21 protein-coding genes and 1 pseudogene are annotated in these 21,794 nt (G+C 71.7%); 7 read left to right on the forward strand and 15 right to left on the reverse strand.

Going from position 1 to position 21,794, the window contains the following annotated elements; genetic code table 11:
• Positions 1–104: 104 nt before the first annotated feature.
• From ACZ6AQ_RS04825 to ACZ6AQ_RS04845, 5 genes and pseudogenes are all read right to left on the reverse strand, one after another.
• Positions 105–389: pseudogene (locus ACZ6AQ_RS04825) on the reverse strand (RHS repeat-associated core domain-containing protein); the annotation flags it as partial.
• A gap of 254 nt (positions 390–643) precedes the next feature.
• Positions 644–970, reverse strand: a complete 327-nt coding sequence (locus ACZ6AQ_RS04830) for a hypothetical protein (protein WP_468757494.1) — start codon at positions 968–970, stop codon at positions 644–646.
• A 401-nt stretch (positions 971–1,371) separates the two neighbouring features.
• The gene (locus tag ACZ6AQ_RS04835; protein ID WP_468757496.1) at positions 1,372–1,584 is read right to left on the reverse strand and encodes an RHS repeat-associated core domain-containing protein; all 213 of its coding nucleotides are present in this window, start codon (positions 1,582–1,584) and stop codon (positions 1,372–1,374) included.
• A gap of 296 nt (positions 1,585–1,880) precedes the next feature.
• Entirely contained in the window at positions 1,881–2,879 is a 999-nt protein-coding gene (locus ACZ6AQ_RS04840) for a hypothetical protein (RefSeq protein ID WP_468757498.1), read from the reverse strand.
• 94 nt (positions 2,880–2,973) lie between these two features.
• The gene (locus ACZ6AQ_RS04845) at positions 2,974–3,384 is read right to left on the reverse strand and encodes a hypothetical protein (protein ID WP_468757500.1); all 411 of its coding nucleotides are present in this window, start codon (positions 3,382–3,384) and stop codon (positions 2,974–2,976) included.
• Between the two features lie 81 nt (positions 3,385–3,465).
• On the opposite strand from ACZ6AQ_RS04845, the gene ACZ6AQ_RS04850 reads away from it, so the two are divergent.
• The 3 genes from ACZ6AQ_RS04850 to ACZ6AQ_RS04860 all read left to right on the forward strand — a co-directional run bounded on the left by ACZ6AQ_RS04850 (position 3,466) and on the right by ACZ6AQ_RS04860 (position 6,526).
• Entirely contained in the window at positions 3,466–4,284 is an 819-nt protein-coding gene (locus ACZ6AQ_RS04850) for a helix-turn-helix domain-containing protein (protein WP_468757502.1), read from the forward strand.
• Positions 4,281–4,514 carry a DUF397 domain-containing protein gene (locus ACZ6AQ_RS04855; RefSeq protein WP_468757504.1) on the forward strand — a complete coding sequence of 78 codons (234 nt, stop codon included), beginning with the start codon at positions 4,281–4,283 and terminating at the stop codon, positions 4,512–4,514. The genes ACZ6AQ_RS04850 and ACZ6AQ_RS04855 overlap by 4 nt, the downstream gene beginning before the upstream one ends.
• A 95-nt stretch (positions 4,515–4,609) precedes the next feature.
• Entirely contained in the window at positions 4,610–6,526 is a 1,917-nt protein-coding gene (locus ACZ6AQ_RS04860) for an MFS transporter (protein ID WP_468757506.1), read from the forward strand.
• 350 nt (positions 6,527–6,876) lie between these two features.
• Here ACZ6AQ_RS04860 and ACZ6AQ_RS04865 read toward each other — a convergent pair whose 3' ends face one another.
• Entirely contained in the window at positions 6,877–7,104 is a 228-nt protein-coding gene (locus ACZ6AQ_RS04865) for a hypothetical protein (RefSeq protein WP_468757508.1), read from the reverse strand.
• 173 nt (positions 7,105–7,277) lie between these two features.
• On the opposite strand from ACZ6AQ_RS04865, the gene ACZ6AQ_RS04870 reads away from it, so the two are divergent.
• On the forward strand, positions 7,278–8,261 hold the full coding sequence (locus tag ACZ6AQ_RS04870; RefSeq protein ID WP_468757510.1) for an IS481 family transposase: 984 nt from the start codon (positions 7,278–7,280) through the stop codon (positions 8,259–8,261).
• 82 nt (positions 8,262–8,343) lie between these two features.
• Here ACZ6AQ_RS04870 and ACZ6AQ_RS04875 read toward each other — a convergent pair whose 3' ends face one another.
• The 4 genes from ACZ6AQ_RS04875 to ACZ6AQ_RS04890 all read right to left on the reverse strand — a co-directional run bounded on the left by ACZ6AQ_RS04875 (position 8,344) and on the right by ACZ6AQ_RS04890 (position 11,620).
• Positions 8,344–8,868: a P-loop nucleotide/nucleoside kinase family protein gene (locus ACZ6AQ_RS04875; RefSeq protein WP_468757512.1), complete on the reverse strand. Its 525-nt coding sequence runs from the start codon at positions 8,866–8,868 to the stop codon at positions 8,344–8,346.
• Between the two features lie 215 nt (positions 8,869–9,083).
• Positions 9,084–9,290, reverse strand: a complete 207-nt coding sequence (locus tag ACZ6AQ_RS04880; RefSeq protein ID WP_468757514.1) for a hypothetical protein — start codon at positions 9,288–9,290, stop codon at positions 9,084–9,086.
• 191 nt (positions 9,291–9,481) lie between these two features.
• Complete coding sequence (locus ACZ6AQ_RS04885) at positions 9,482–10,390, reverse strand: alpha/beta fold hydrolase (RefSeq protein ID WP_468757516.1); 909 nt, start codon at positions 10,388–10,390, stop codon at positions 9,482–9,484.
• Positions 10,391–10,930: 540 nt separating this feature from the next.
• Entirely contained in the window at positions 10,931–11,620 is a 690-nt protein-coding gene (locus ACZ6AQ_RS04890) for a metal-dependent transcriptional regulator (protein WP_388688382.1), read from the reverse strand.
• Positions 11,621–11,769: 149 nt separating this feature from the next.
• Here ACZ6AQ_RS04890 and ACZ6AQ_RS04895 point away from each other — a divergent pair, with 149 nt between their 5' ends.
• Positions 11,770–12,525: an SIS domain-containing protein gene (locus tag ACZ6AQ_RS04895; protein WP_468757518.1), complete on the forward strand. Its 756-nt coding sequence runs from the start codon at positions 11,770–11,772 to the stop codon at positions 12,523–12,525.
• A gap of 106 nt (positions 12,526–12,631) precedes the next feature.
• On the opposite strand, the gene ACZ6AQ_RS04900 is transcribed toward ACZ6AQ_RS04895, so the two are convergent.
• From ACZ6AQ_RS04900 to pdxH, 4 genes are all read right to left on the reverse strand, one after another.
• Positions 12,632–13,147 (reverse strand): TspO/MBR family protein, encoded by a 516-nt coding sequence (locus ACZ6AQ_RS04900; RefSeq protein WP_468757520.1) that lies wholly within the window; start codon positions 13,145–13,147, stop codon positions 12,632–12,634.
• A gap of 252 nt (positions 13,148–13,399) precedes the next feature.
• Complete coding sequence (locus ACZ6AQ_RS04905; protein WP_468757522.1) at positions 13,400–15,220, reverse strand: FG-GAP-like repeat-containing protein; 1,821 nt, start codon at positions 15,218–15,220, stop codon at positions 13,400–13,402.
• A gap of 197 nt (positions 15,221–15,417) precedes the next feature.
• The gene (locus ACZ6AQ_RS04910; protein ID WP_468757524.1) at positions 15,418–16,758 is read right to left on the reverse strand and encodes a PAS domain-containing protein; all 1,341 of its coding nucleotides are present in this window, start codon (positions 16,756–16,758) and stop codon (positions 15,418–15,420) included.
• Between the two features lie 448 nt (positions 16,759–17,206).
• Positions 17,207–17,836 (reverse strand): pyridoxamine 5'-phosphate oxidase, encoded by a 630-nt coding sequence (gene pdxH, locus ACZ6AQ_RS04915; RefSeq protein WP_468757849.1) that lies wholly within the window; start codon positions 17,834–17,836, stop codon positions 17,207–17,209.
• 359 nt (positions 17,837–18,195) lie between these two features.
• Here pdxH and ACZ6AQ_RS04920 point away from each other — a divergent pair, with 359 nt between their 5' ends.
• Positions 18,196–19,296, forward strand: a complete 1,101-nt coding sequence (locus ACZ6AQ_RS04920) for a citrate synthase 2 (protein WP_468757526.1) — start codon at positions 18,196–18,198, stop codon at positions 19,294–19,296.
• On the opposite strand, the gene ACZ6AQ_RS04925 is transcribed toward ACZ6AQ_RS04920, so the two are convergent.
• Positions 19,275–20,315, reverse strand: coding sequence for an isopenicillin N synthase family dioxygenase (locus ACZ6AQ_RS04925; RefSeq protein ID WP_468757528.1), 1,041 nt, complete (start codon positions 20,313–20,315; stop codon positions 19,275–19,277). The two genes, ACZ6AQ_RS04920 and ACZ6AQ_RS04925, sit on opposite strands and share 22 nt — an antisense overlap.
• A gap of 365 nt (positions 20,316–20,680) precedes the next feature.
• Between ACZ6AQ_RS04925 and ACZ6AQ_RS04930 the strand changes: the two genes are divergently transcribed.
• Entirely contained in the window at positions 20,681–21,712 is a 1,032-nt protein-coding gene (locus tag ACZ6AQ_RS04930) for a M4 family metallopeptidase (RefSeq protein WP_468757530.1), read from the forward strand.
• Positions 21,713–21,794: the final 82 nt, after the last annotated feature.

The following is a 21,794-nucleotide window of genomic DNA, read 5'->3' on the forward strand; positions in this document are numbered from 1 at the left end:
ACGCCACAGGCACCGGCTGTCGCGAAGGTGCATGCGACGAAACCGCCGATCGCCAGCCCCTTCACGATGTTCCCCCGGTTTCTTGCAATCCACCCGCCGGCTCTGGTCTGCTTGAATCGGTTCCACTTTTTCGTGAACCAGTTCTTTCCGTCGATGTCGTACTGATTGACGGGGTCGCCGGGGTAGCCGTAGCGGTTGTCCCCGCCTCCGTAGACCGGGTCGATGGACAGGAACCGTCCGGTGACCGGGTTGTAGAGGCGGACGCCCATGAGGGTGAGGCCGGTGAGGGTCTCGCTGGAGCGCTGCTTGCCGCCGAGCCAGTGGGAGCGGGTGGCGGGCCGGCCGGTGCGGGGGTTGCCGTACTCGTCGCTGTCCAGGACCAGGTCTGCCGCTACCGGGTGGAACCAACAGAGCCCCCCAGTCGCCGGCGTGACGAGTGGGATCACCACGCCGACGACGAGGGGCTCTGTCGCGTCACCGCCTTCACCGACCAGACCATTTCACCCCTGTGCCTCAGGGTGTAAACGGCTCGGTACAGGGTGGGGGGGCGACCGGTTTACCTCGTGGAAAGGGGCAGCCGTCGTCACAGGTTCAGGTCCATGGAGTGAGGACGGGGGCCCGCGTCACGGTGCGTGGCACGCCCTCAGCGCCCCCGGGGCTCATTTGCGTACTCTTCGAATGCGGTACGAAGACTCGCGACCCATTCCGGCAGACCTGCGAGTAGGGTTTCGTCGCCGAACCTGGTCATTTCCTGCTGGGCTCTTTCGAACTGCTCCAGGATTCCCGCCGCGATCGCTTCGAGCTGGACACTATTTGCGCCGAGAGCCCCTGTCAAAGCCGCCTCCAGATGATCGACCTCGAAGAGCAGATCTTCGAACCTGCCGTCTTCCTTCAGGGCTGGACGAGAATCGATCCAGGAGCCTTCGGGTAGGAGATTTTCAAGCGTTGACTTCTTCTTCCCGATTCTCATTTCAGGCCTTACCAGAATGTGAGTCGCCGACCGAGTCTCGCGCTGAGCCGACCGCCGGGGCTTCCTCCAGGGTTCTCCTTCGCCCCGCGCGCTTTCCGGTGATGACCCTGCGCTCCCCCTGGAGAGTTCTTCGCGGATCCGTACCTCTTGCCGCGCTTCGCGCAGCGACACACGGAGGAACGGGCACTGTCGGCGCATGCTCCACGACCGAACACCCTTCCTGCAGCATATGCGGCACGCCTGCCGTGCGTCACATAAAAGGCTGCGGGTTTCGCTCACGGCACGAATAGGAGATATGCCCTGAATGCTCCGGCAGCGGTGCCTGGGCCGGACACGAAGCCAACCGCGGTCAGCGCGGTGTTCCGCTTGTTGCGCTTGACGAACCTCTTGGTCGCGCTCCATCAGCTCTTTCCGTCGAGGTCGTACTGGTTGACGGGATCGCCGGGAGAGGCGTAGGCGATGTCTCCGCCGCCGCAAACCGGGTTGGCGGAGAAGAACCGCCCAATGATCGGGTTGTAGAGGCGGACGCCCAGGAGGGTGCGATCGGTAAGGATTCCGGTGGAGCGTCGCCTGCCGCCGAGCCAGTTGGAGCGGGTGGCGGGGCGGCCGGACATCAGCCCACTCGAACGGTCCGAAAAGCGGGTCCCCTCGCGGGTTCATTTGACGTCCGCCACCGCGATGTCACCGCGAGAAGACTTCCGGTTCCCTTACCTCCCGGCAGCAACGCCGACCAGAACACCGGCGATTACTGCGCGGGCTCCTGCCGAAGCGCCTCCGGCCGCAATTCCACATGCGAGGCCGGCGGCGAATGAGGCGATGATCACCCGATTCTTCCGTCCCCGGCGAACACCATCACGTGCCTCCAGGAACTGGTCGCCCATCAGCAGCGGACGGCGCCGACCGGCACGGCTCAGGTGATGACCCCGCGGGCGACCTTGTCGAAGTGGTCCCGCCAGGCCACCGGCCCGCCGCCCGGCTTCGGCTCCGACTCCGACCGCGCACGGGCCCGGTCCCGGCGGCAGGAGCGGCAGTGGGTCTCGTCGCCCACCTGCCGGAACGTGTGCTCCCTGCCCGGCCCCTCGCAGATCACGATCCCGCCTCCGGCAGGAGCGGTCCCGATCGTTTTCGACGGTCGCTCCGGAAGCTTCTCCGTCAGGCGGTGGCGCAGGAATCCCGCCGCCGACCGGACGCCCCCGGCGGGCAGATGGGCCGTCAGGGCGTGGCGCAGCTCCGCGACCGACACCCCGCGCCGCAGCCACTCCGCCGCCGCCTCGGCGAGGCCCCGGGCCTCCCAGACGCCGAGCAGCAGGTCCCGGCTCTGGTGCCGGAGGGAGAGCAGCAGGCGCTCGGCCGTGGCCACTTCGGGCCCGGCCGGCGGTTCCTCGACCGGTGGCTTCTCGACCGATGGCTTCTCGACCGGTGACTCTTCGGTCGGCGGCTCTTCGGTGGGTGGGTGGGAGAAGGTCTTCCCCCGGTCTTCTTCCTCCGGAGGAAGGTCACCGGCCGACCGTGCCCCCGGGAAACCGACCGCCGGGTTCGCACCACTCGGTCCGCCGGTTCCCGTCTCCTTCCGTGCCGGTGCGCCGTTCCGGAGCGCCGCCGCCTCTTCACGCGTGAGGGTGACGTTGGAGAGGAACTGGGAGGTGCTCCAGTGGCCCCGGTGGTCCTGCGTCTTCCACTCGTACAGGTACCCGCCGGCCGCCAGCGCCTTCTTCGCCCGCTGGTACTCCCGGGGCCGCATCCCCAGGTCATCCGCGTGTTCCCCGAGCGACTTGTCCGCCTCGGTCTCGGGGAGGCCCTGCACGTAGAGGAGGAGGACCTTGGCGTCGCTGTTCAGGTACCGGTGGCGTACGACTTCGTTCGCGGCCTTGGTGTACGAACGTGCGGGAGCGATAACATGACGAAACATTTCTGGTCTTTCTATGGGGGCCAGAAGTGAAGGCCCCCGAGGTGTGTTGGCGCACCCTCGGGGGCCGCTCTTTTCACAGAGCGTGACGTTGCGATTACCGTACAGCACTTTTCACCAGTTGATGCAACAACTCCGTTTCCACGAACGGATCTTCGAGCGTCGGCCGTGAACGCCAGTCCAGCGGCCACGTCGCCCCGTGCAGCGCCGGAATCCCCACGTACGCCTCGCTCCCGCCCCCACCGCTGAGCGCCCGCACCGGCGCCGGCCACGCGTACTCCGCCGCCGTGCGCGGCGGAACCAGGAAGTACAGGTTCCGCGCCCCCTTCGCCTCCCGGACGATCGGCCCCGCCCGGAAGTCCGTGAACGCCATCAGGCGGTACGCCACGTCCTCACCGAGGAACCCACCGATCCGCACGGCGTCGAAGTGCACACCCGCGTGCCGGAGGGCGTGCCCGTTCAGGGGGACCCAAGTGGGCTTGATGTCAAGCGTCTTGCGCAGATTCATGCGGCCAGCCTTCCGGCCGTGGTCTCCTGTGACCAGCGACACAGTCCGGTTGTGCGGGACTGTGCACTCGGGAGGTCGGGTGTGAACCACGAGAAGAAGAAGGCCCCGGGAGCCTCGAAGGCGTTCGGTGCCCTCCTGCGCTTCCACCGCGAGCGCGCGGGCGTCTCGCAGGAGGCGCTGGGCCGGGAGACCGGATATTCCAAGTCCCAGGTGGCGATGATCGAACGCGGGGAACGGCGCGCGAAGGGAAACTTCGTCGTCATCGCGGACGAGATGACGAGTGCACAAGGTGCACTTCTGGCGGTGGCCGAGGAGGTGACGGCGAGCGGCGTCGCGGCGTGGTTCGAGGACTACTTGTGGGAGGAGGCCAGGGCGGCGGGCATCCACTGGTACGAGAACCATCTGATTCCCGGACTTCTCCAGACGGGTGACTACGCGCGGGCCGTCTTCAACTCGGCGGTCCCGCCGCTGGAGGACGAGGAGATAGAGGCGGGCGTCGCCGCACGGCTCAAGCGGCAGGAACTGTTCTTCCGCAAGCCCCAGCCGCTGGTCACCTTCGTCCTGGAACAGGCCGCACTGACCAAGCCTCTCGGCGGGGAGGATGTCCTCCGGAAGAACCTCCTCCACATCCTCGACATGACCGGTCTGCGCAACGTCGAGATCCAGGTGATGCCGGAGAGGCCCAAGACCCACGCCGGGCTGAACGGGCCCTTCATCCTCCTCGAAACCGAGGAACGCCGAGGTCAACTTGTCTACGTCGAAGGGCAGGGCGGAAGGTACTTTGTGAGCGAGCAGCCGGACGTGGGAGACGTCTTCGCCCGCTACAGCACCCTGCGGGCGCAGGCCCACACCCCGGAGGAATCCGCACGCATCATCGAACAGGTGGCACGAGAGCTATGAGCACCGACCCCAACTGGTTCAAGAGCAGCTACAGCGGTGACCAGGGCGGCAACTGCGTCGAGGTCGCCGTCACCTGGGTGAAGTCCTCCTACAGCGGTGACCAAGGCGGCGCCTGCGTCGAGGTCGCCACCTGCCCCCACACCGTCCACGTCCGCGACTCCAAGGACACCGGCCTCCCCTCCTTCGAGGTCTCCCCAACCGCCTGGGCCGCGTTCGTCTCGGGGGTGTGACGGCGGGCCGCCCGGTTCTCCCGGCGATCCGCGCCGACGGCTCCGGTCCTTGTTCTACCGTGGGGTCTCCGCAGCCGGCCAGGGGGAACAGCGCAGTGGAACAGCTGACAGAGGAAGACCCGTCGTCCATAGGCCCGTACCGCCTGATCGCCCGCCTCGGCGCGGGCGGGATGGGCCTGGTCTACCTGGGCCGCTCCGACCTGGGACGCACGGTCGCGGTCAAGGTCGTCCAGGCCGAGCACGCCCAACACACGGAGTTCCGCAGGCGGTTCGCCCGCGAGGTGGCCGCCGCCCGGCGGGTGGGCGGGGCCTGGACGGCGGACGTGCTGGACGCCGACACCGAGGCGGCCGTGCCGTGGGTGGCGACCCAGTACATCCCCGGACCCGACCTGACCACCGTCGTGGCGCGGGACTTCGGGCCGCTGCCCGAGCGGTCCGTCCGCACCCTCGCCAACCGCCTCGCCCTCGCCCTGGAGGCCGTGCACGGGGCGGGGCTGATCCACCGTGACCTCAAGCCGTCCAACGTGCTGGTCACCGTGGACGGCCCCCGCGTCATCGACTTCGGCATCGCGCGGGCGATGGACGGCCTGGCCGGGGACAGCCTGCACACCCGCACCGGCATGCTGATCGGCTCGCCCGGCTTCATGTCGCCGGAACAGGTGCGCGGCCTCGAACTCACCCCGGCGTCCGACGTGTTCTGCCTGGGCGCCCTCCTCGTCTACGCCTCCACCGGCCGTCTCCTCTTCGGCGCCACGGACAGCGGCCTGAACGCGCACCTCTTCCGGATCGCGGAGGAGGAGGCGGACCTGACCGGCGTACCGGACTCGCTCGTCGAACTCGTCCGCGCGTGCCTGCGCAAGGACCCGGCCGAGCGGCCCACCCCCCGCGAGGTGGCCGCGCGCACGGCGGGCGACCAGGACGGCGAGTGGCTGCCGGGGGCGGTACTGGCCCAGCTGGGCCGCCGCGCCGCCCACCTGCTGGACTACGCCCCCGCTCCGTCCACCCCTGCCGTACCCGCTCCCACCGCGCCCGCCGATGCCGTCGCCGCGCGGCCGGCCGCCGCCCGCGTCCAGCCCGTCCGGACGGCGCCCCCGTCGCCCGCGTACGTCCCGACGGCTCCCGCCCGTTCCCCGGACCCGGACCCGGCCCCGGAGGCCCCCCTCCCCAGGCGCTGGTGGGGCCTGGTGGCCCTCGCCCTGGCCCAGTCGGTCGTGCTGTTCGACGCGGCGTTCTCCAACACGGCGATGATGTGGAGGGGGGCCGACAGCGACCTGGGGCTCCCGCACCACGACATCAGGGTGTCCTCCACCGTCTACCTGGACACCATGCCCCTCGCCTACACGCTGGCCTTCGTCGTCCTGCTGTTGTTCGGCTCCCGCGTCACGAACCTCCTGGGCGGCAGGAGAACGCTGCTGGTCGGCCTGGCGGGGTTCGCGGCGGCAGCCGTCCTCGGCGGCATGGCGCCCACCTCCGGCGTGTGGATCACGGGCCGTGCCCTGCAGGGCGCCTTCGCCGCGCTGGTCTCGTCGTCCGCGCCGGTCCTGGTGTCCGCCTCCTTCACCGACCCCCGGGAACGCCGCAAGGCGTTCGGGACCTACGTCGCGATCGCGGGCGGCGGTCCGGCGCTCGGCCTGCTGGCGACCTGGCTGTTCCCGATGGACCTGAACTGGCGCGCGTGCCTGCTCGCCGGCGTCCCCTTCGCGGTGGTCGCCCTGACCGGAGCGGCGACCCTGGTGCACGACCGCCCGGACCGTACCGGTGTCCGCTTCGACGGGCGCGGGGTGCTGCTCGGCGCCTGCGGGATCATCGCGATCGGCGGGGCCGTACCCCACTTCACGGGCATGGCCGTCCTGCTTCCGGTCGCCGGCGTCCTGCTCGCGGCGTTCGTGTGGTGGCAGACCAGGACGTCCGGCGCCGGGGTCCGGGCGCCCGTCGGGTACCTCCTCGCGGCGGCCCTGGCCAACGTCGGCGCCGTCGCCCTGCTCGAAGCCGCGGGATACGGCCTCCACTAGGGCATGTGCCGAAAGACCCGTCTGCCCGGCGAAGCATCTCGGGCTGGTGGGGGCACGGCCGGATCGTCCTGGGCCGCGGTGGTCACGCGAACGACGGCCACCGGTCGGCGGCCCACTCCCGCCAGCCCGCCCGGCCGGGCGGCGGGCCGACGGCCCTCCAGCTCCGCCGCGTCTTCGGCGCTCCGCGCGAGGCCGTGCCCCCGCACGACGCTGGAGGGATCAGGCTTCCGAGGCCCCCTGATCCCCGCCGGTCTCACCGAGCCCGGCACCTCGAACGCTGCCCGGCAGGGCATCGGCACGTGCGCAGAACGAAGTCCGGGGCCGCCGCGAGGGAGGTGGGCTTGGGTGCTTCAACTGTGAAGGGGGTGGCCGTTGCGTCGCTCGTGGAGGCGACTGGCCACACCAACGGCCACCATGGTTGAGAAGAGAACTCCTGCCACCACGTAGCCCACGAGGGTGTCGGTGCTGACCAGCACGATCAGGACGGGGATCAGCGTAAGGGTTCCGATTCTGGACGTGGCGAGGGCGTCCATGCGCAGGACGAGGCGCATGAAACGTGAGGGTGTCGCGTCGGTCATGGATTCTCCCTGTGCGGTACGAGAGGGGGCCGGCCGACCACGGTCGGCCGGCCCCGGGGGTGACGCTAGCTGTATTGATCACGAGCGTTGTTAACGCTGGTGGGTCTTGATCATGGCGAAGACCTCCGGTGTGGTGGAGGTGTCTAGGCTCCACACCACGCACGGAGGTCTTCGTGTCCCACCGTAATGCCCGGCTGACCGTCCACGGCAGGCGGATCCTGGTCGAACGGGTTCTGGCCGGGCGTCCGGTCGCGCATGTGGCCGCGGAGAGGGGGATATCCCGCCCCACAGCTCACAAGTGGGTCCGGCGGTGGCGGGCCGAGGGCGAGGCCGGACTCCACGACCGCTCCAGCCGCCCGGCCCGCACCCCGCATCGCACATCGGCAACAACCGAAGCGGAGGTCTGCCGCCTGCGGACCGATCGCAAACCCGGGCCGGCCCGCATCGGCCCGATTCTGGGCCTGCCCGCCTCGACCGTCCACCGGATCCTGGCCCGACACGGTCTGAACCGCCTGGCCTGGCTCGACCGGCCCACCGGCGAACCGGTCCGCCGTTACGAGCGAGACCGACCGGGTGAACTGGTCCACGTCGACATCAAGAAACTCGGGAACATCCCCGACGGCGGCGGATGGCGCACGGTCGGCCGCACGGCCGGCGACCGCAACCGCCAGGCCACCACCACCGAACGCAAGAGCTGCAAACCGGTGATCGGCTACAGCTACATCCACTCCGCCGTCGACGATCACTCCCGCCTGGCCTACAGCGAGGTCCTGCCCGACGAACGCCAGCACACCGCCGCCGCCTTCTGGCAACGCGCGAACGCCTTCTTCCAGGCTCACGGCATCACCGTCGAACGCGTGCTGACCGACAACGGCTCCTGCTACAAGTCCAAGCTGTTCACCCGCACCCTGACCGCGGCCGGCATCGTCCACAAGAAGATCCGCCCCTACCGGCCGCAGACCAACGGCAAGGTCGAACGCTTCAACCGCACCCTCCTGGACGAGTGGGCCTACCTCAAGCCCTACACCTCGAACACCGAGCGGACAGCAGCCCTGGCAGACTTCCTCCACACCTACAACCACCACCGCTGCCACACCGCACTCGACGGACACCCGCCCATCACCCGCGTCAACAACCCTGCGGGTCAATACACCTAGGGCATGTGCCGAAAGACCCGTCTGCCCGGCGAAGCATCTCGGGCTGGTGGGGGCACGGCCGGATCGTCCTGGGCCGCGGTGGTCACGCGAACGACGGCCACCGGTCGGCGGCCCACTCCCGCCAGCCCGCCCGGCCGGGCGGCCGACCGACGGCCCTGCGGCCCTCCAGCTCCGCCGCGTCGGGCTCCTCGAAGTGCGCCCGCCCGTACAGGATGTCGGCCTCGGACATCGGCAGCGTCCCTTCCGGGGCGGTCACCCGGCGACGGGCGATACGGGCGCGTTGGGTCTCGTCGTCCACCGGCAGGTAGACCATGCGGAAGCACGCCTCCTCGGCCTCCACCAGCCAACGGATCGCGGACCGTTCGTCCCGTGACCAGCAGCCGAAGTCCACGACGACGCTGGTGCCCAGCCTGACCGCCTCCAAAGCGAGCCAGAGCATGCGCCCCTCCAGCACGTCGCGCTTCCCCTCCGCCTCCGCCTCGCCGAACAGGGGAATCATCCAGTCGTCGGGCGTCAGGCGCAGCGCGCCGTGCTCCGCCGCGAGCTGCCGGGCCCGCGTGGTCTTTCCGGCCCCCGGCAGGCCGACCATCAGGAACAACGTGGTCACACCCGGATCGTGGCAGGGAAACCCGTCGGACGACCACCGCTTTACCCGCCCGCTCACGGGCCGAGCCACACCGCATCGTGGCGCAGGACCTTGACGGCGAGCAGGGCGGTGACGGAGCGTCGGAGGCTTCGGCGGGCGACGCGGGACCGCGGATCAACGAGGCACGGATGCCCGGCCCGGACGACGTCCGCGGGAGCTCGGCCGGTTCGGCGGGTTCAACGGACGAAACCACAGACCTTGGCGGGCGGGCACGGCTCGCCGGTGTCGTGGTGGGTGCGCCCGATGATCACGCCGAGCACCACCACCAGCAGCAAGAAGCCCCATAGGGCGATCGTTATCGGATGGAGCCTCAACCGAGCCCTTGCCTTCTGGCGCCGGGTGCGGCGAGCCGGGTCGGCCGCATCGGGAAGGTCATCCGTCATGATTCCCCCCAGAATCGCTCACTCCGCGAACATACGCACCTGGGCTATTCCCCTCTCTGTTCGACCGCATGCGGATCGCCCGGGGCGAGTAACAGCGAGGCGGCACCCCGGCGATGCCGCCCGGACCGAGTCGGGGACGAACCCGGCGGCCTCGCGGACGGGGGCGGCGCCCCGGGCCGTGCGGTACGGGGCTACGGGGTCAGGACCCCGTTCAGGAACGGTTCCACGGCCTCGCGCCACGCGTCCGGGTGCTCGTAGTGGAGGAGGTGGCCGGCGTCGGGGACCTCCGCGTACTGCCCGTGCGGGAGGACCCGGACCATCTCCTGGGCCTCGGCGCGGCCCAGTTCGCCGTCCAGGCCCCGGACGACGAGGGTCGGGCAGCGGACCCGGGCGAGCGAGTCCCAGTGGGCGTCGTACACCCAGGTCGCGCGGGAGGCCAGCATCTGCTCCGGGTCGAAGACCGGGCGCCAGCCGTCCGCGTGCTCGGCCATCACCTCGGCGAAGAAGGCGCCCCGGGCCGGGTTCGGGGTCTCCACCCAGGGGTCCTCCTCGCCGAACCAGCGGCGCACGGCGTCCAGGGACGGGAAGGGCACGGGCCAGCTCCGGAACCAGTCCTGCCAGGCCCGCTGCGAGGCCGCCCCGAGCGCGGAGGCCCGCATGTCGCAGATGACGAGGGCGCGGACGAGGTCCGGGCGGTCGGCGGCGAGCTGCCAGGCCGTCAGGGCGCCCATGGAGTGCCCGACCAGGGCGACGGGGCCGAGGCCCAGCCGCTCGACCACGGCGGCCGCGTCCGCCACGTACGCCTCGCGCGTGAAGGGGCCGTCGGCGGGCTTCTCGCCGGCACCGTGCCCGCGCTGGTCGAGGGCGACCACCCGGTGCCCGCCGGTGAGACGGCTCGCGGCGCCCGCCCAGTGGGCCGCGTGGCCCATCAGGCCGTGGAGGAGGAGCACGGCGGGAGCGGAGGCGGGGGCGTCCTCCTGGCTCCGGCTCCGGCCCTGCTTCCGCTTCCGCTTGCCGGCCCGGTCCGCGGGTCCGGGCGTGTGGTCCCAGGCCGTCAGCCGGACGCCGTCGGCCCCGGTGACGTCGAGTCGTCGCGCCATGTCTCCGGCACCCCCTCTTTCCGTCGAACCCCACCACGATATCGAACTCGCATTCGAAAACACTCTTCTGCCACGCAACACCCCTCGTTCGAGTGACAGCCCTCAAGGGTTGACGCCCGCCGCCGAGGGGAGATCTTGAGCGGGAGGCGGACCGCTCGGGGAAAAACGGTCCGACGGGAACGACCTTGAGAGCTCGGGGCTCCAGGTCGACACCGGGGAGGACGGACCCCGGCGCCGGAAGGCGCCGGGGTCTTCTGTCGTCCGGCCCCGCCCGCCCGCCGGAGCGGCCGGTGTCCGCGACGCGGAACGCGTCCGTCGCACGACCCCACCCCTCTCCCGCTCCCCGGCTCCCCGGCTCCCCGGCTCCCCGGCTCTCCGGCTCCCCGGCCAGCGTGGCACGGCAAAGGCACGCGCGGGGCCATTCCGACGTAAACCGGGACGCACGAGGGCCGTTGCCCCCGAAACCGGGAAGAGGGGCGCCCCGCCGGTCGGCGGGACGCCCCTCACGCGGCTCCGTGCCGCTCGCCGCTCGCCGCGGCCTCAGCGCTTCGCGACGAACACGTGCGCCGCGACCTCCGCGCCCAGCTCGGCGGCCTCGCCGCTGCTGCCCACCAGGACACCGCCCGGGGACTCGGTCACCGAGACCACGGAACCGGGCTGCACGCCCGCCCGCCGCAGCGTGTACATCAGCTGGGCGTCCGTCTGGATCGGCTCGCCGATCCGGCGCACGACCACCGTCTTGCCCCCGCTCGCGTCCAGGTCCGCGAGGGACACCATGGAGTCGTCCAGGAACGCCTCCGCCTCCGCCTTCTCCCCCAGCTCCTCCAGGCCCGGGATCGGGTTCCCGTACGGGGACTCGGTCGGGTGCCGCAGCAGCTCCAGGACCCGCCGCTCCACGGCCTCGCTCATGACGTGCTCCCAGCGGCACGCCTCGGCGTGGACCTGCTCCCACTCCAGGCCGATCACGTCCACGAGCAGGCACTCCGCGAGCCGGTGCTTGCGCATGACGCGGGTGGCGAGGCGGCGGCCCTCGTCCGTCAGCTCCAGATGGCGGTCGCTCGCCACGGCCACCAGGCCGTCGCGCTCCATCCTGGCCACCGTCTGGCTCACCGTGGGGCCGCTCTGGTCGAGCCGCTCGGCGATCCGGGCACGCATGGGGACCACACCTTCCTCCTCCAGCTCGAGGATGGTGCGGAGATACATCTCCGTTGTGTCGATCAGTCCGGACATACGTGCCTCTCGATGAGTCGTGCGCTGGCCCTGCCCCAATTCTGACGCATCGGGCCGACAACCGGACCGCGCCGGGTACGGCGGTATTGACAGACCAATGGTCCAGACCGCACCGTGATCGGCGACCACGACGAGAAGGAGCCGCCGCGATGGACGAGAGCAAGCTGGCCGGACAGTTCTTCGACGCCGCGATCGGCCTGCTCCAGGAGGTGCGCGACGGGGACTCCGCCGAGATCGCCGCCGCCGGGGCCGCGATCGCGGAGGCCGTCGCGAACGGCAACCGGCTCTTCGCGTTCGGCGCGGGCCACTCCTCCCTCGCCGCGCAGGACGTCGTCTACCGGGCCGGCGGCCTGGCGCTCATGAACCTGCTCGCCGTACCGGGCACCGTCGGCGTGGACGTCATGCCGGCCACGCTGGGCTCCGCCCTGGAGCGGGTCGACGGCCTCGCGGGCGCCGTCCTCGACTCCTCCCCCGTCGGGCCCGGGGACGTCCTGATCATCATCTCCCTCTCCGGGCGCAACGCGCTGCCCGTCGAGATGGCGATGAACGCCCGCGCGCTCGGCCTCACCGTCATCGGCGTCACGTCGGTGGCGTACGCGACGGAGACGAAGTCCCGCCACGTGTCGGGGTCGTACCTCAAGGACCACTGCGACGTCGTCCTCGACTCCCGGATCGCGGTCGGGGACGCGGAGCTGACCCACGACGGCATCGAAGCCCCCTTCGCGCCCGCGTCCACCGTCGTCACCAGCGCCCTGATGCAGGCCACGATGGCCGCCGCCGCCGAGGAGCTGGTCCGGCGCGGCGTCGAGCCGCCGCTGCTGCGCTCCGGGAACGTGGACGGGGGCCACGAGTGGAACGGGCGCGTGATGACGGAGTACGGGGACCGGATCTTCTACCGGCACTGACCGGCCCCGCCTCCGACGCCGGTCGGACCCCCCTCCGGCACTGACCGGCCCCGCCTCCGGCACCGGGGCCCGCCGGGGCGGTCCGCCCGCCCGGGGCCCGGCGCCGTCACGGGTTGCGGCGGACGAGGGACGCGTTGAGCGCGGTGGCGAAGGCGCACCAGGCGGCGTACGGCGCCAGGGCGCGGGCGGCCCCCGGGTCGGCGCGGGCGGTACGGCGGATCAGATCGGCGTTGGAGAGGTCCAGCAGGGCCGTCCCGGCCAGCGCGGCCCGTGGGCTGCGCAGGCGGAAGAACAACCAGTTCCAGCCGGCGTTCAGGACCAGGTTCGCCCCCAGACCCGTGGCGAGCCGCCGCCGCTCGCGTCCGCGCGTCCGGCCCAGCGCGTGCCCGCCGGCGACCGCGAGGGAGGCGTACAGCGGCGTCCACACCGCCCCGAACGTCCACGGCGGCGGCTGCCACGCGGGCTTGCGCAGCGCCCGGTACCAGGCGGTGTCCGGATCGACGGCGACGGCACCGGCGACGGCCGCCGCCGCCACGGCCGCCGCGGTCACGCCGTACCGCCGCAGCCGCTCGCCCCGCACGCCCCGCACGCCCCCACGGAATCCTTCACTGTTCGGCTTCATGAGGGGCCCCTTCCCCGTGAGCCCGCGGCGACCCGTCCCGGCCCGTCCCGCACGGCGTCGGAGGCCGGGTACGGACGGTCGGCCCCCGACGAACCGGAGCGGCACCGCGAAGACGGGGCCGCCCGGGCTCCTCACCGGCCGGACACGTCGGCGTCCTGCCGGTGAACGGTCACGAGGAGGCCCGGACGGCTCCGCCGGGACGGCCGGGCGGCTTCGGTCAGCCACCCGGCCACGGCCCGGTGCCACCCGGTCTCAGGAGAAGAACTCCCCGGCCGGGAGGCTGCCGCCGCCGACCTGCCGACGTGCGCCGTACCAGGGAGCGGCTCCGGTGCCCTGGTAGTACCAGAGGGTTCCCGCCGCGTCGCGGCCGATCAGATCGGCCTTCCCGTCGCCGTTGAGGTCACCGGGAGTGGCGAGGGCCGTATAGACGTTCCACTTGTCCCCGATGTCCAGGCGGGGGGAGTAGCCGCCCCTGCCGTCGCCGGCGTAGAGGTAGAGGTCTCCCGCGTCGTCGACGCCCAGCAGGTCGGGCTTCCCGTCGCCGGTGAAGTCGCCGGGCGCGACCAGGGTCCTGTAGACGTTCCAGCTGCTGCCGATCTCCTTCCCCGGGTGGTAGGACGGGGAGGAGGAGCCCTCCGGCAGGTAGCCCGTGTAGAGCCACAGCTTGCCGGCGGTGTCACGGCCGATCAGGTCGGGCACCGCCTGGCCGTCGCTGTTGTCGAAGTCGCCGGCCGAGACGAGGGCGTTCAGGCCGGTGAGGCCCGTCCCCCTCGGCGTGGTGTCCTTGGTCGCCGCGGAGTAGGCCCCGTCGTCGGGACCGGTCGTGTAGTGCCACAGCTGCCCGCCGGTGTCGGCCGCGAGGAGTTCCGTTCCCTGGCGTGCGACGGTCAGCGGGTTCCATCCGCTGCCGACCCGGCACTGCTTGCCGAGGGTGACGTCGGCACCGTCGACCTGGAGTGCGTGCCGGTACAGGCCCCCGTTGGCGTCACGCCGCAGGACGGACCTGTCGGTCACGTCGGCGGGACCACAGGACCACTCCGCGGAGCCTCGGTACGGAAGGTGGTCGGAGACCCACTTGCCGGGCGCCAGGTCCGGGAAGTCGGGAAGCACTTCGCCGTACGGGTTCTGGAAGAACTGGGAGCCGAAGAAGATGAAATCGAGCTTCCCCTTGTTCACCCCCTTTTCCACCTTGTCCAGGAAGGTGGTGGCACCTCGCCTGCAACGCAGGGCGCCGGCGGGGCAGTTGTTGAGACCCGGGACGCCCCAGAAGTACGTCTGGTCGGTCTCGTCGGCCTCGATGAACCTGCCGCGCGGATTGGTTTTTTCGGAACCGCCGACGACGGTCGGCTCATAGAAATGGTCCTGCGCAAGAGTCCAGGGATAGGCATTGAAGTCTCCGCCCAGGATGACGGGGACTCCGGTGACGTCCTCCCACCAACGGGCCTGAGCGGCCAGCTTCTCCGCTTCCTTCACCACGATCGGAGAGTCCGAGCCCGACCAGAACAGGTGGACCGAACACGCCCAGGTGGTCCTCCCCCGGAGGGTCGTCTTCAGGCAGGGAGCGATGATTTTTTCCTGCGGGGAGCCATCAGAAGTAGGCGGCAGATCCTTGGCCTCGTCGAGCACCAGATCGTAGCCGAACGAGGGCGTACCGGCATCAGCGCGCGCGAATACGGCCATGCCGTAATTGCGGTTGTGTTCGCTGGACGGGTCCCCCGGGTCCATGCAAATATTTTTGGTGCTTTTCAGCGTAGAGACATACTGCCCCACGAAGCCTTTCGGCTCCAGCCTCGCCTTCATGGCCTCGTACTGGTACGCGCAGACCTCGACGAGGAAGACGTAGTCGGCATTCCAGCCGGTGGCCGAGGTCTCATCGTCGATCTTGTCGTAGCGAAGTTTGTTCGCCTGTGCCGTCACGGCGCACCCGTCCGTCCCCCCGCTGCCGCAGAGGTTGTAGGTCACCGCCTTCACCTTCGGCGCCGCCGGTTCCACCGTCTCGGCCCGGGCCTGAGGTGCCGTCAGCGGAAGCACGGTGAGCATCACGGCGAGCCAGGCTATGAAAGCCCCGGCCATGCGTAGTCTTTTCATGGAATCCCCCCACGGAGTCTCGGGAAAGGTCCACACCCTACCTTCGAGTCCCCGTCAGGACCGGCTCGTTTTCCGGGCTTCGAGACCGTCCGCGCCGCCCGGCGGACCGCCGTTCCGCGCCCGCTCGGAGAACGCCGGGAGGGGTGCGGACCGCCGCCGATCCGGCCGGCGCCGCCCCGTCCTCAGACCGTGTCCCGTAGGTCCAGGGCCGACGCCACCCCCGTCGCCACCGACTCCGCGAAGACCACGTCCTCCCGCTCGAAGGCCGGCCGGCAGGCGGCGCGCAGGAAGGTGAGGACGCCCAGGGTCCGGCCCCGGGAACGCAGGACCACGCAGAGGGCGTGGGCCGCGTCGCCCGGCCACTGGTGGGCCTCCGCCCACACCTCGGCGGTACGGCCGGCGCTCGTCCGGACCGCGCCCGTGCGGTCCCACGCCTGGAACGCCGGGTGCCTCGGCCCGTACCGCAGCGGAATGCCGCCGCCCACGGGCGGGGAAGCGGGCCCCGGAGCGGTGGCCGGGACGGCCAGGGCCCGGGTCAGGCGCCGGTCGCCCAGCACCCGGTCGACCAGGGCGTGGTCCGCGAACCCGGCCAGGGCGAATTCGAGCAGGACCGCCGCCGCCTCCGCCGGGTCCTCGCACTCGGCCGCCGCCGCGCCCGCCCGGTGCAGCTGGCTCCACCGGAACCGCAGCCGGTCCGCCTCCCGCGTGGCGAGCCGCTCCTCCGTCACGTCCTGGAACAGCCAGGCCACGCCCAGCGGCGCCGCCGCCCCCGCCTCGGCCATCGGCGAGGACAGGGGCAGGAAACCGCTGCGCCAGCACCGCCGCCGCTCCCCCGAGGGCGTCCGCAGCGTCACCCACACCTCGCACGTCCCGGCGGACGCGGGCGCCGCGCCCTCGGCCAGGACGTGCTGGAACGCGGCCTCCAGCTCCTCGGCCCCGTGCGCGACGACCTCGCCCAGCGGGCGCCCGAGCAGGGTCGTGCGCCCGGCCCCGAAGGCACGGGCCGCGTGGGCGTTGACCAGGGCGGGGCGCAGATCGGCGTCGACCAGGACGACCCCCCAGGAGGCGTCGTCGAACAGGGCCTCGCTCAGGGCGACCGAGCGCTCCAGGTCGAGCTGGACGTGGACCTCGCTGAACGCGCAGTACACCCCGGCGGGCGCGCCGTCCGCACCGCGCACCCCGGCCGCCTGGCTGCGCACCAGCACCCGCCCGCCGTCCTTGCGGAGCAGGACGAACTCGTGGACCTGCCGCCCGGTCCCCTTCATGGTGTCCATCAGGCGCCCGAGGGTCTCCGCGGCGTCCGCGCTGCGCGCCGCCCACCCCCCGAACCCGTGCCGCCCGACCGCCTCCCCGGCGGACCAGCCGAGCATCCGCTCGGCCTCCCGGTTCCAGTGGGTGACCGTCCCGTCGGCGTCGAAGGCGCAGAGCGCCGCGTCCATCCCGTCGAGCAGCGCGGCCAGCAGATCGGCCCCGGCCCCGGAGACGGAAGCGGTGCCGCTCGCGGACCCCGTGAAAGCACTCACCCGGCACTCTCCCCTCTTGTGACCATTCAACTGGAACGTGACGCGGAACACACCGGCTTCGGCCGAAGTGCCCCCTCGGAAACGGACGGGAGAGCCGCGCGGACTCCCGGCGGGCGCGAATAAATCGCTTGAAGAGGGCCGGGACGGTGCCTACGGTGGGGGTACACGCGAAAGGAGGTGATCCGAAAACATGATTTCTTTTCGGACCTGTGAGGTGACTGCGGGCTGACGCCTGCCGTCGCACTCTGTGCACCCCGGCAGGCTCCCTGCCGCACACCAACGCAGTCACCCGACCCGTGAGTCGCCGGTCAGTCCGGCCGGCTCCTGTCCGAACCTAGGCGGACGGGACCAAGGCTCACGGGTCGTCCGCGTCTCCGGGCCCTTACGGGGGCTCCGGCCCCTTACGGGGGGGACCCCCACCAGACCTCCGAGCCCCAGCGCGTCTCCCCTACGGGGCCAGGCGCTCCACCCGCCATGTGCCGTCGTCCTCGCGGACGTAGCGCAGGCGGTCGTGGAGGCGGTTCTCGTGGCCCTGCCAGAACTCGACCGTGTCGGGGACGACCCTGACGCCGCCCCAGTGCGGCGGGACCGGGACCCGTTCGCCCTCGGGGTGGCGGGCGGCCAGTTCCTCGTAGCGGGCGAGCAGTTCGGCGCGGGAGCCGATCACCGAGGACTGGGGGCTGGCCCAGGCGCCGAGTTGCGAGCCGTGCGGGCGGGTGCGGAAGTACGCGGCCGTCTCGTCGCGCCCAACACGGACCGCGCGGCCCGTGACGACGACCTGGCGGGCCATCGGGTGCCAGGGGAAGAGCAGCGAGACGTACGGGTTGGCGGCCAGCTCCCGGCCCTTGCGGGAGTCGTAGTTGGTGAAGAAGACGAAGCCGGACCCGTCGTAGTGCTTCAGCAGGACCGTCCGGGAGGACGGGCGGCCGTCGGGGGTCGCGGTGGAGACGACCATCGCGTTCGGCTCGTGGACCGCCGGGCTCTCCACGGCCTCCTTGAACCAGCGGGCGAACTGCTCGACCGGGCCGGGCGCGAGGTCGGCCGCGGAAAGCTCCACGGTGCGGTACTGCTCGCGCATGGCGGCGGGGTCCGGAACGCCGGTCGCGGAGGCGGGGCCGGTCGCGGAACGGGGATCGGGATCGGGCGTCCCGGTCGCGGGGTCCGGGGCGTCGGACGCGAGGTCGGGGGGCACGGTCACGGAATCGGGAGTCACGGTCGCGGGATCGGGCACGGCGTCGGTCACGGGCCCATTCTGCGTCAGTGGCCCAGTCTGCCCCGCTCGGGAGGGTTCCAATCCTCTCCCGGCGGATCGGTGGAGTGTGCCGGACGTCACGCTTCCCCGCATCATGGGAACCGGACAGACTCTTCGGCTGGATGACTGTTGATTTCCACCATCGACCAACTCGGTTGATCGATCATCGATTGAGGAGCCGCCTGATGTCCGACTTCGTACCCGGGCTCGAGGGAGTCGTCGCGTTCGAGACGGAGATCGCCGAACCCGACAAGGAGGGCGGCGCGCTCCGCTACCGAGGCGTCGACATCGAGGACCTCGTCGGCCACGTCTCGTTCGGCAACGTGTGGGGGCTGCTCGTCGACGGCGCCTTCAACCCCGGCCTGCCCGCCGCCGAGCCGTTCCCGATCCCGGTCCACTCCGGCGACATCCGCGTCGACGTGCAGTCCGCGCTCGCCATGCTCGCCCCCGTCTGGGGCCTCAAACCACTCCTCGACATCTCGCCCGAGCAGGCCCGCGACGACCTCGCCCGCGCCGCCGTCATGGCCCTCTCGTACGTCGCGCAGTCCGCGCGCGGCCAGGGCCTGCCCATGGTCCCGCAGAGCGAGATCGACAAGGCGCAGTCGATCGTGGAGCGGTTCATGATCCGCTGGCGCGGCGAGCCCGACCCGAAGCACGTCAAGGCCGTCGACGCGTACTGGACCTCGGCCGCCGAGCACGGCATGAACGCCTCCACGTTCACCGCCCGCGTCATCGCCTCCACCGGCGCCGACGTGGCCGCCGCGCTCTCCGGCGCGGTCGGCGCCATGTCCGGCCCGCTGCACGGCGGCGCGCCCTCCCGCGTCCTCGGCATGATCGAGGAGATCGAGCGGACGGGCGACGCCACGGCGTACGTCAAGCGGGCCCTCGACAAGGGCGAGCGCCTGATGGGCTTCGGCCACCGCGTCTACCGCGCCGAGGACCCCCGCGCGCGCGTGCTCCGCCGTACCGCGAAGGAGCTGGCCGCGCCGCGCTTCGAGGTCGCGGAGGCCCTGGAGAAGGCCGCCCTGGAGGAGCTGCACAACCGGCGTCCGGACCGCGTCCTCGCGACGAACGTCGAGTTCTGGGCGGCCATCGTGCTGGACTTCGCGGAGGTCCCGGCGCACATGTTCACGTCGATGTTCAGCTGTGCCCGTACGGCGGGCTGGTCGGCGCACATCCTGGAGCAGAAGCGCACCGGCCGCCTGGTCCGTCCCTCGGCCCGCTACACGGGTCCCGGCCGGCGGGACCCGCGCGACATCGAGGGTTACGCCGACATCACCGGCTGACCTCCGGAGCGCGACAGGAGCTCCGCGTGGTGGCGGGCCGCCACCGTCGGGTGGGCGCGGAGCTTCCCCTTCAGCACATTTTGTCCGTATTCGGCGAACAGCGGGTTCGCCGGGTCGGTCGTGACGCCGGGGGCGGTGGAGGCGTACGGGAAGTCCAGCGGGGCGATCCGGGCGTCGAGGCGCGGGTTGTGGAAGAACGGCACGGAGAACCGTTCGGTCGCCCCGGGCGGCGAGACCACGCGGTGGTTGGTGGCGATCAGGTAGCCGTTGGTGGCCACTTCGAGCAGCTCGCCCAGGTTGACGACGAAGGCGCCGGGCAGCGGCGGCACGTCGTGGAACTCCCCGTCCTCGCGCTGGACCTGGAGGCCGCCCACCCGGTCCTGGAGCAGCAGGGTGAGGAAGCCGTAGTCCTTGTGGGCGCCGACGCCCTGGCCGTCGCCCTCGTCGCCGCCGCCCGGGTAGCGCACCAGCTTCAGCTGCGGGTGGGCGTCCGGGCCGAAGGCGTCGTCGTAGAAGTCCGGGGGCGCGCCGATGGAGGCGAGCAGTTCGTGGAGCAGGCGCTCGGCGACGCCGCCGAGGCGGTCGATCCAGCGCAGGGCGGCGGTGCGCAGCTCCGGCAGGGCCCCGGGCCACTGGTTGGGGCCCTCCAGCCACCAGTACGGGGCTTCCCAGGGGGCGGGGACGCGCGCGGGGCGCTCGGCACCGATGTCGAGCTGCTCGCGCTGGTCGCGGGCGCCCCGGGTGCGTTCGTCGCCGACGCGGGTGTAGCCGCGGAAGTGCGGCGAGCCGGTGATGTCGAGGGCGAGCCGGTCGGCCTCGGGCAGCGCGAAGAAGGCGCGTACGGCAGAGGTGAGGGCCCGCGTCTCGGCCTCGGTCACGCCGTGCCCGACGAGCTGGAAGAAGCCCACGTCGTGGGCGGCGGAGTGGAGTTGGGCGTGGAGCAGCCTCCGGGCCTGCGGGCCGCGGTCGGCGGCGGAGAGGTCCACGACAGGGAGCTGCGAGGAGGACGAGCTGTTCATGAGGTGTCCGCGGGGTCTACGGGTGCCCGGGCCGACCGCCGGGGGTGGGGCGGGGGCCTCGGGTGCCGGTCTGCTGGGGGCTCGGTGGCGGGACCCCGGGGCGTGGAGCGGTACCCCGGAAGGTCAGGCGGAGCGCCGACAGCTCATGCTCGTGACGCGGACGAAGTCCACGTGGCGGCGGCGTACGAGCGGAGGCATGGGGACAGGGTACTGCGACGGGCGGCCGTCGCGTGTGGTCCGCGTCACAGCGGAACGGGGGCGCGGAGATCTGTTCAGGACGGCGGACGGTGCGCGAGGATCACCGCCTCGCATGTCGAGTGCATGACGAACGTCCCGTCGCAGCAGTCCCCCGCAGGAGGATGTCCATGAACCGCCGCACGCCCCGCGGACCGGCGGCCGCCGTCGCCGCCGCCCTGGCCGCCGCAGCCCTGCTGCCCACCACCGGTGCCACCGCCGCCACCCCGCCCCAGGCGCGCGTCTTCATGGTGAACCCCGTCCAGTCCACCGGCGACCAGGCCCTCACCGACCGCAAGGACGCGGCGGACGCCGTCCCCGCCTCCGCGTACGCCCTCGCGCCCCTCCGCAACCTCGACGCGAGCGGCGCCCTGTCCGGGAAGTGGGTGAGCGTGCGGTCCGAGACCGGCGCGCCCGCGAAGGCCGCCGGCGCCGCCTCGTACGACCGCTCCGACGACCGGTTCGAGCAGGTCATGGCGTACTTCTGGATCAACGAGGCTCAGGAGTACCTCCAGGGCCTCGGCTTCGGCACCGAGCTGCCCGGGGCCAACGACCGCGTGCAGCCGGTCCGGCTCAACCAGTGGGGCGCCGACAACTCCTTCTTCACCGACAAGAAGGCCGAGATCCGCTTCGGCAAGGGCGGGGTGGACGACGCCGAGGACGCCGAGGTCGTCGTCCACGAGTACGGCCACGCCGTGCACCACGCGCAGGTCCCCGGCTTCGGCTCCACCCCGGAGTCCGGCGCCATCGGCGAGGCGTTCGGCGACTACCTGGCCGTGGCCGTCGGCACGCACGCGATCCAGAAGTACGGCTGGCCGATGAAGGCCGACCCGGCGTGCGTCGGCGACTGGGACTCCACCGGGTACAGCGAGGCGCCGCACTGCCTGCGCCGCCTCGACGGCACGAAGACGTACGCGGACCGGGAGGGGGAGGTCCACGCCGACGGGGAGATCTGGTCCCGGGCCCTCTTCGACGTCCGGCGGGCGCTCGGCGCCCGCACCGCCGACCGGATCATCGTGAACGCGCAGTTCGGCTTCGCGCCCGACACCAGCTTCGAGGCGGCGGCGCGGACGACGGTCGCGACGGCGGAGCGGATGTACGGGAAGGGCGCGGCGGACGCCGTGCGGGCCGCCTTCCGCGCCCGGGAGATCCCGGGGATCTGATCCGGGGGACTGGTCCGGGGAGTCTGATCCCGGGGAGCCGGAAGGCCGGGGGCCGGGGGTCTGATTCCGGGGAGCCGGAAGG

This window comes from Streptomyces sp. NPDC041191 (assembly GCF_055591945.1).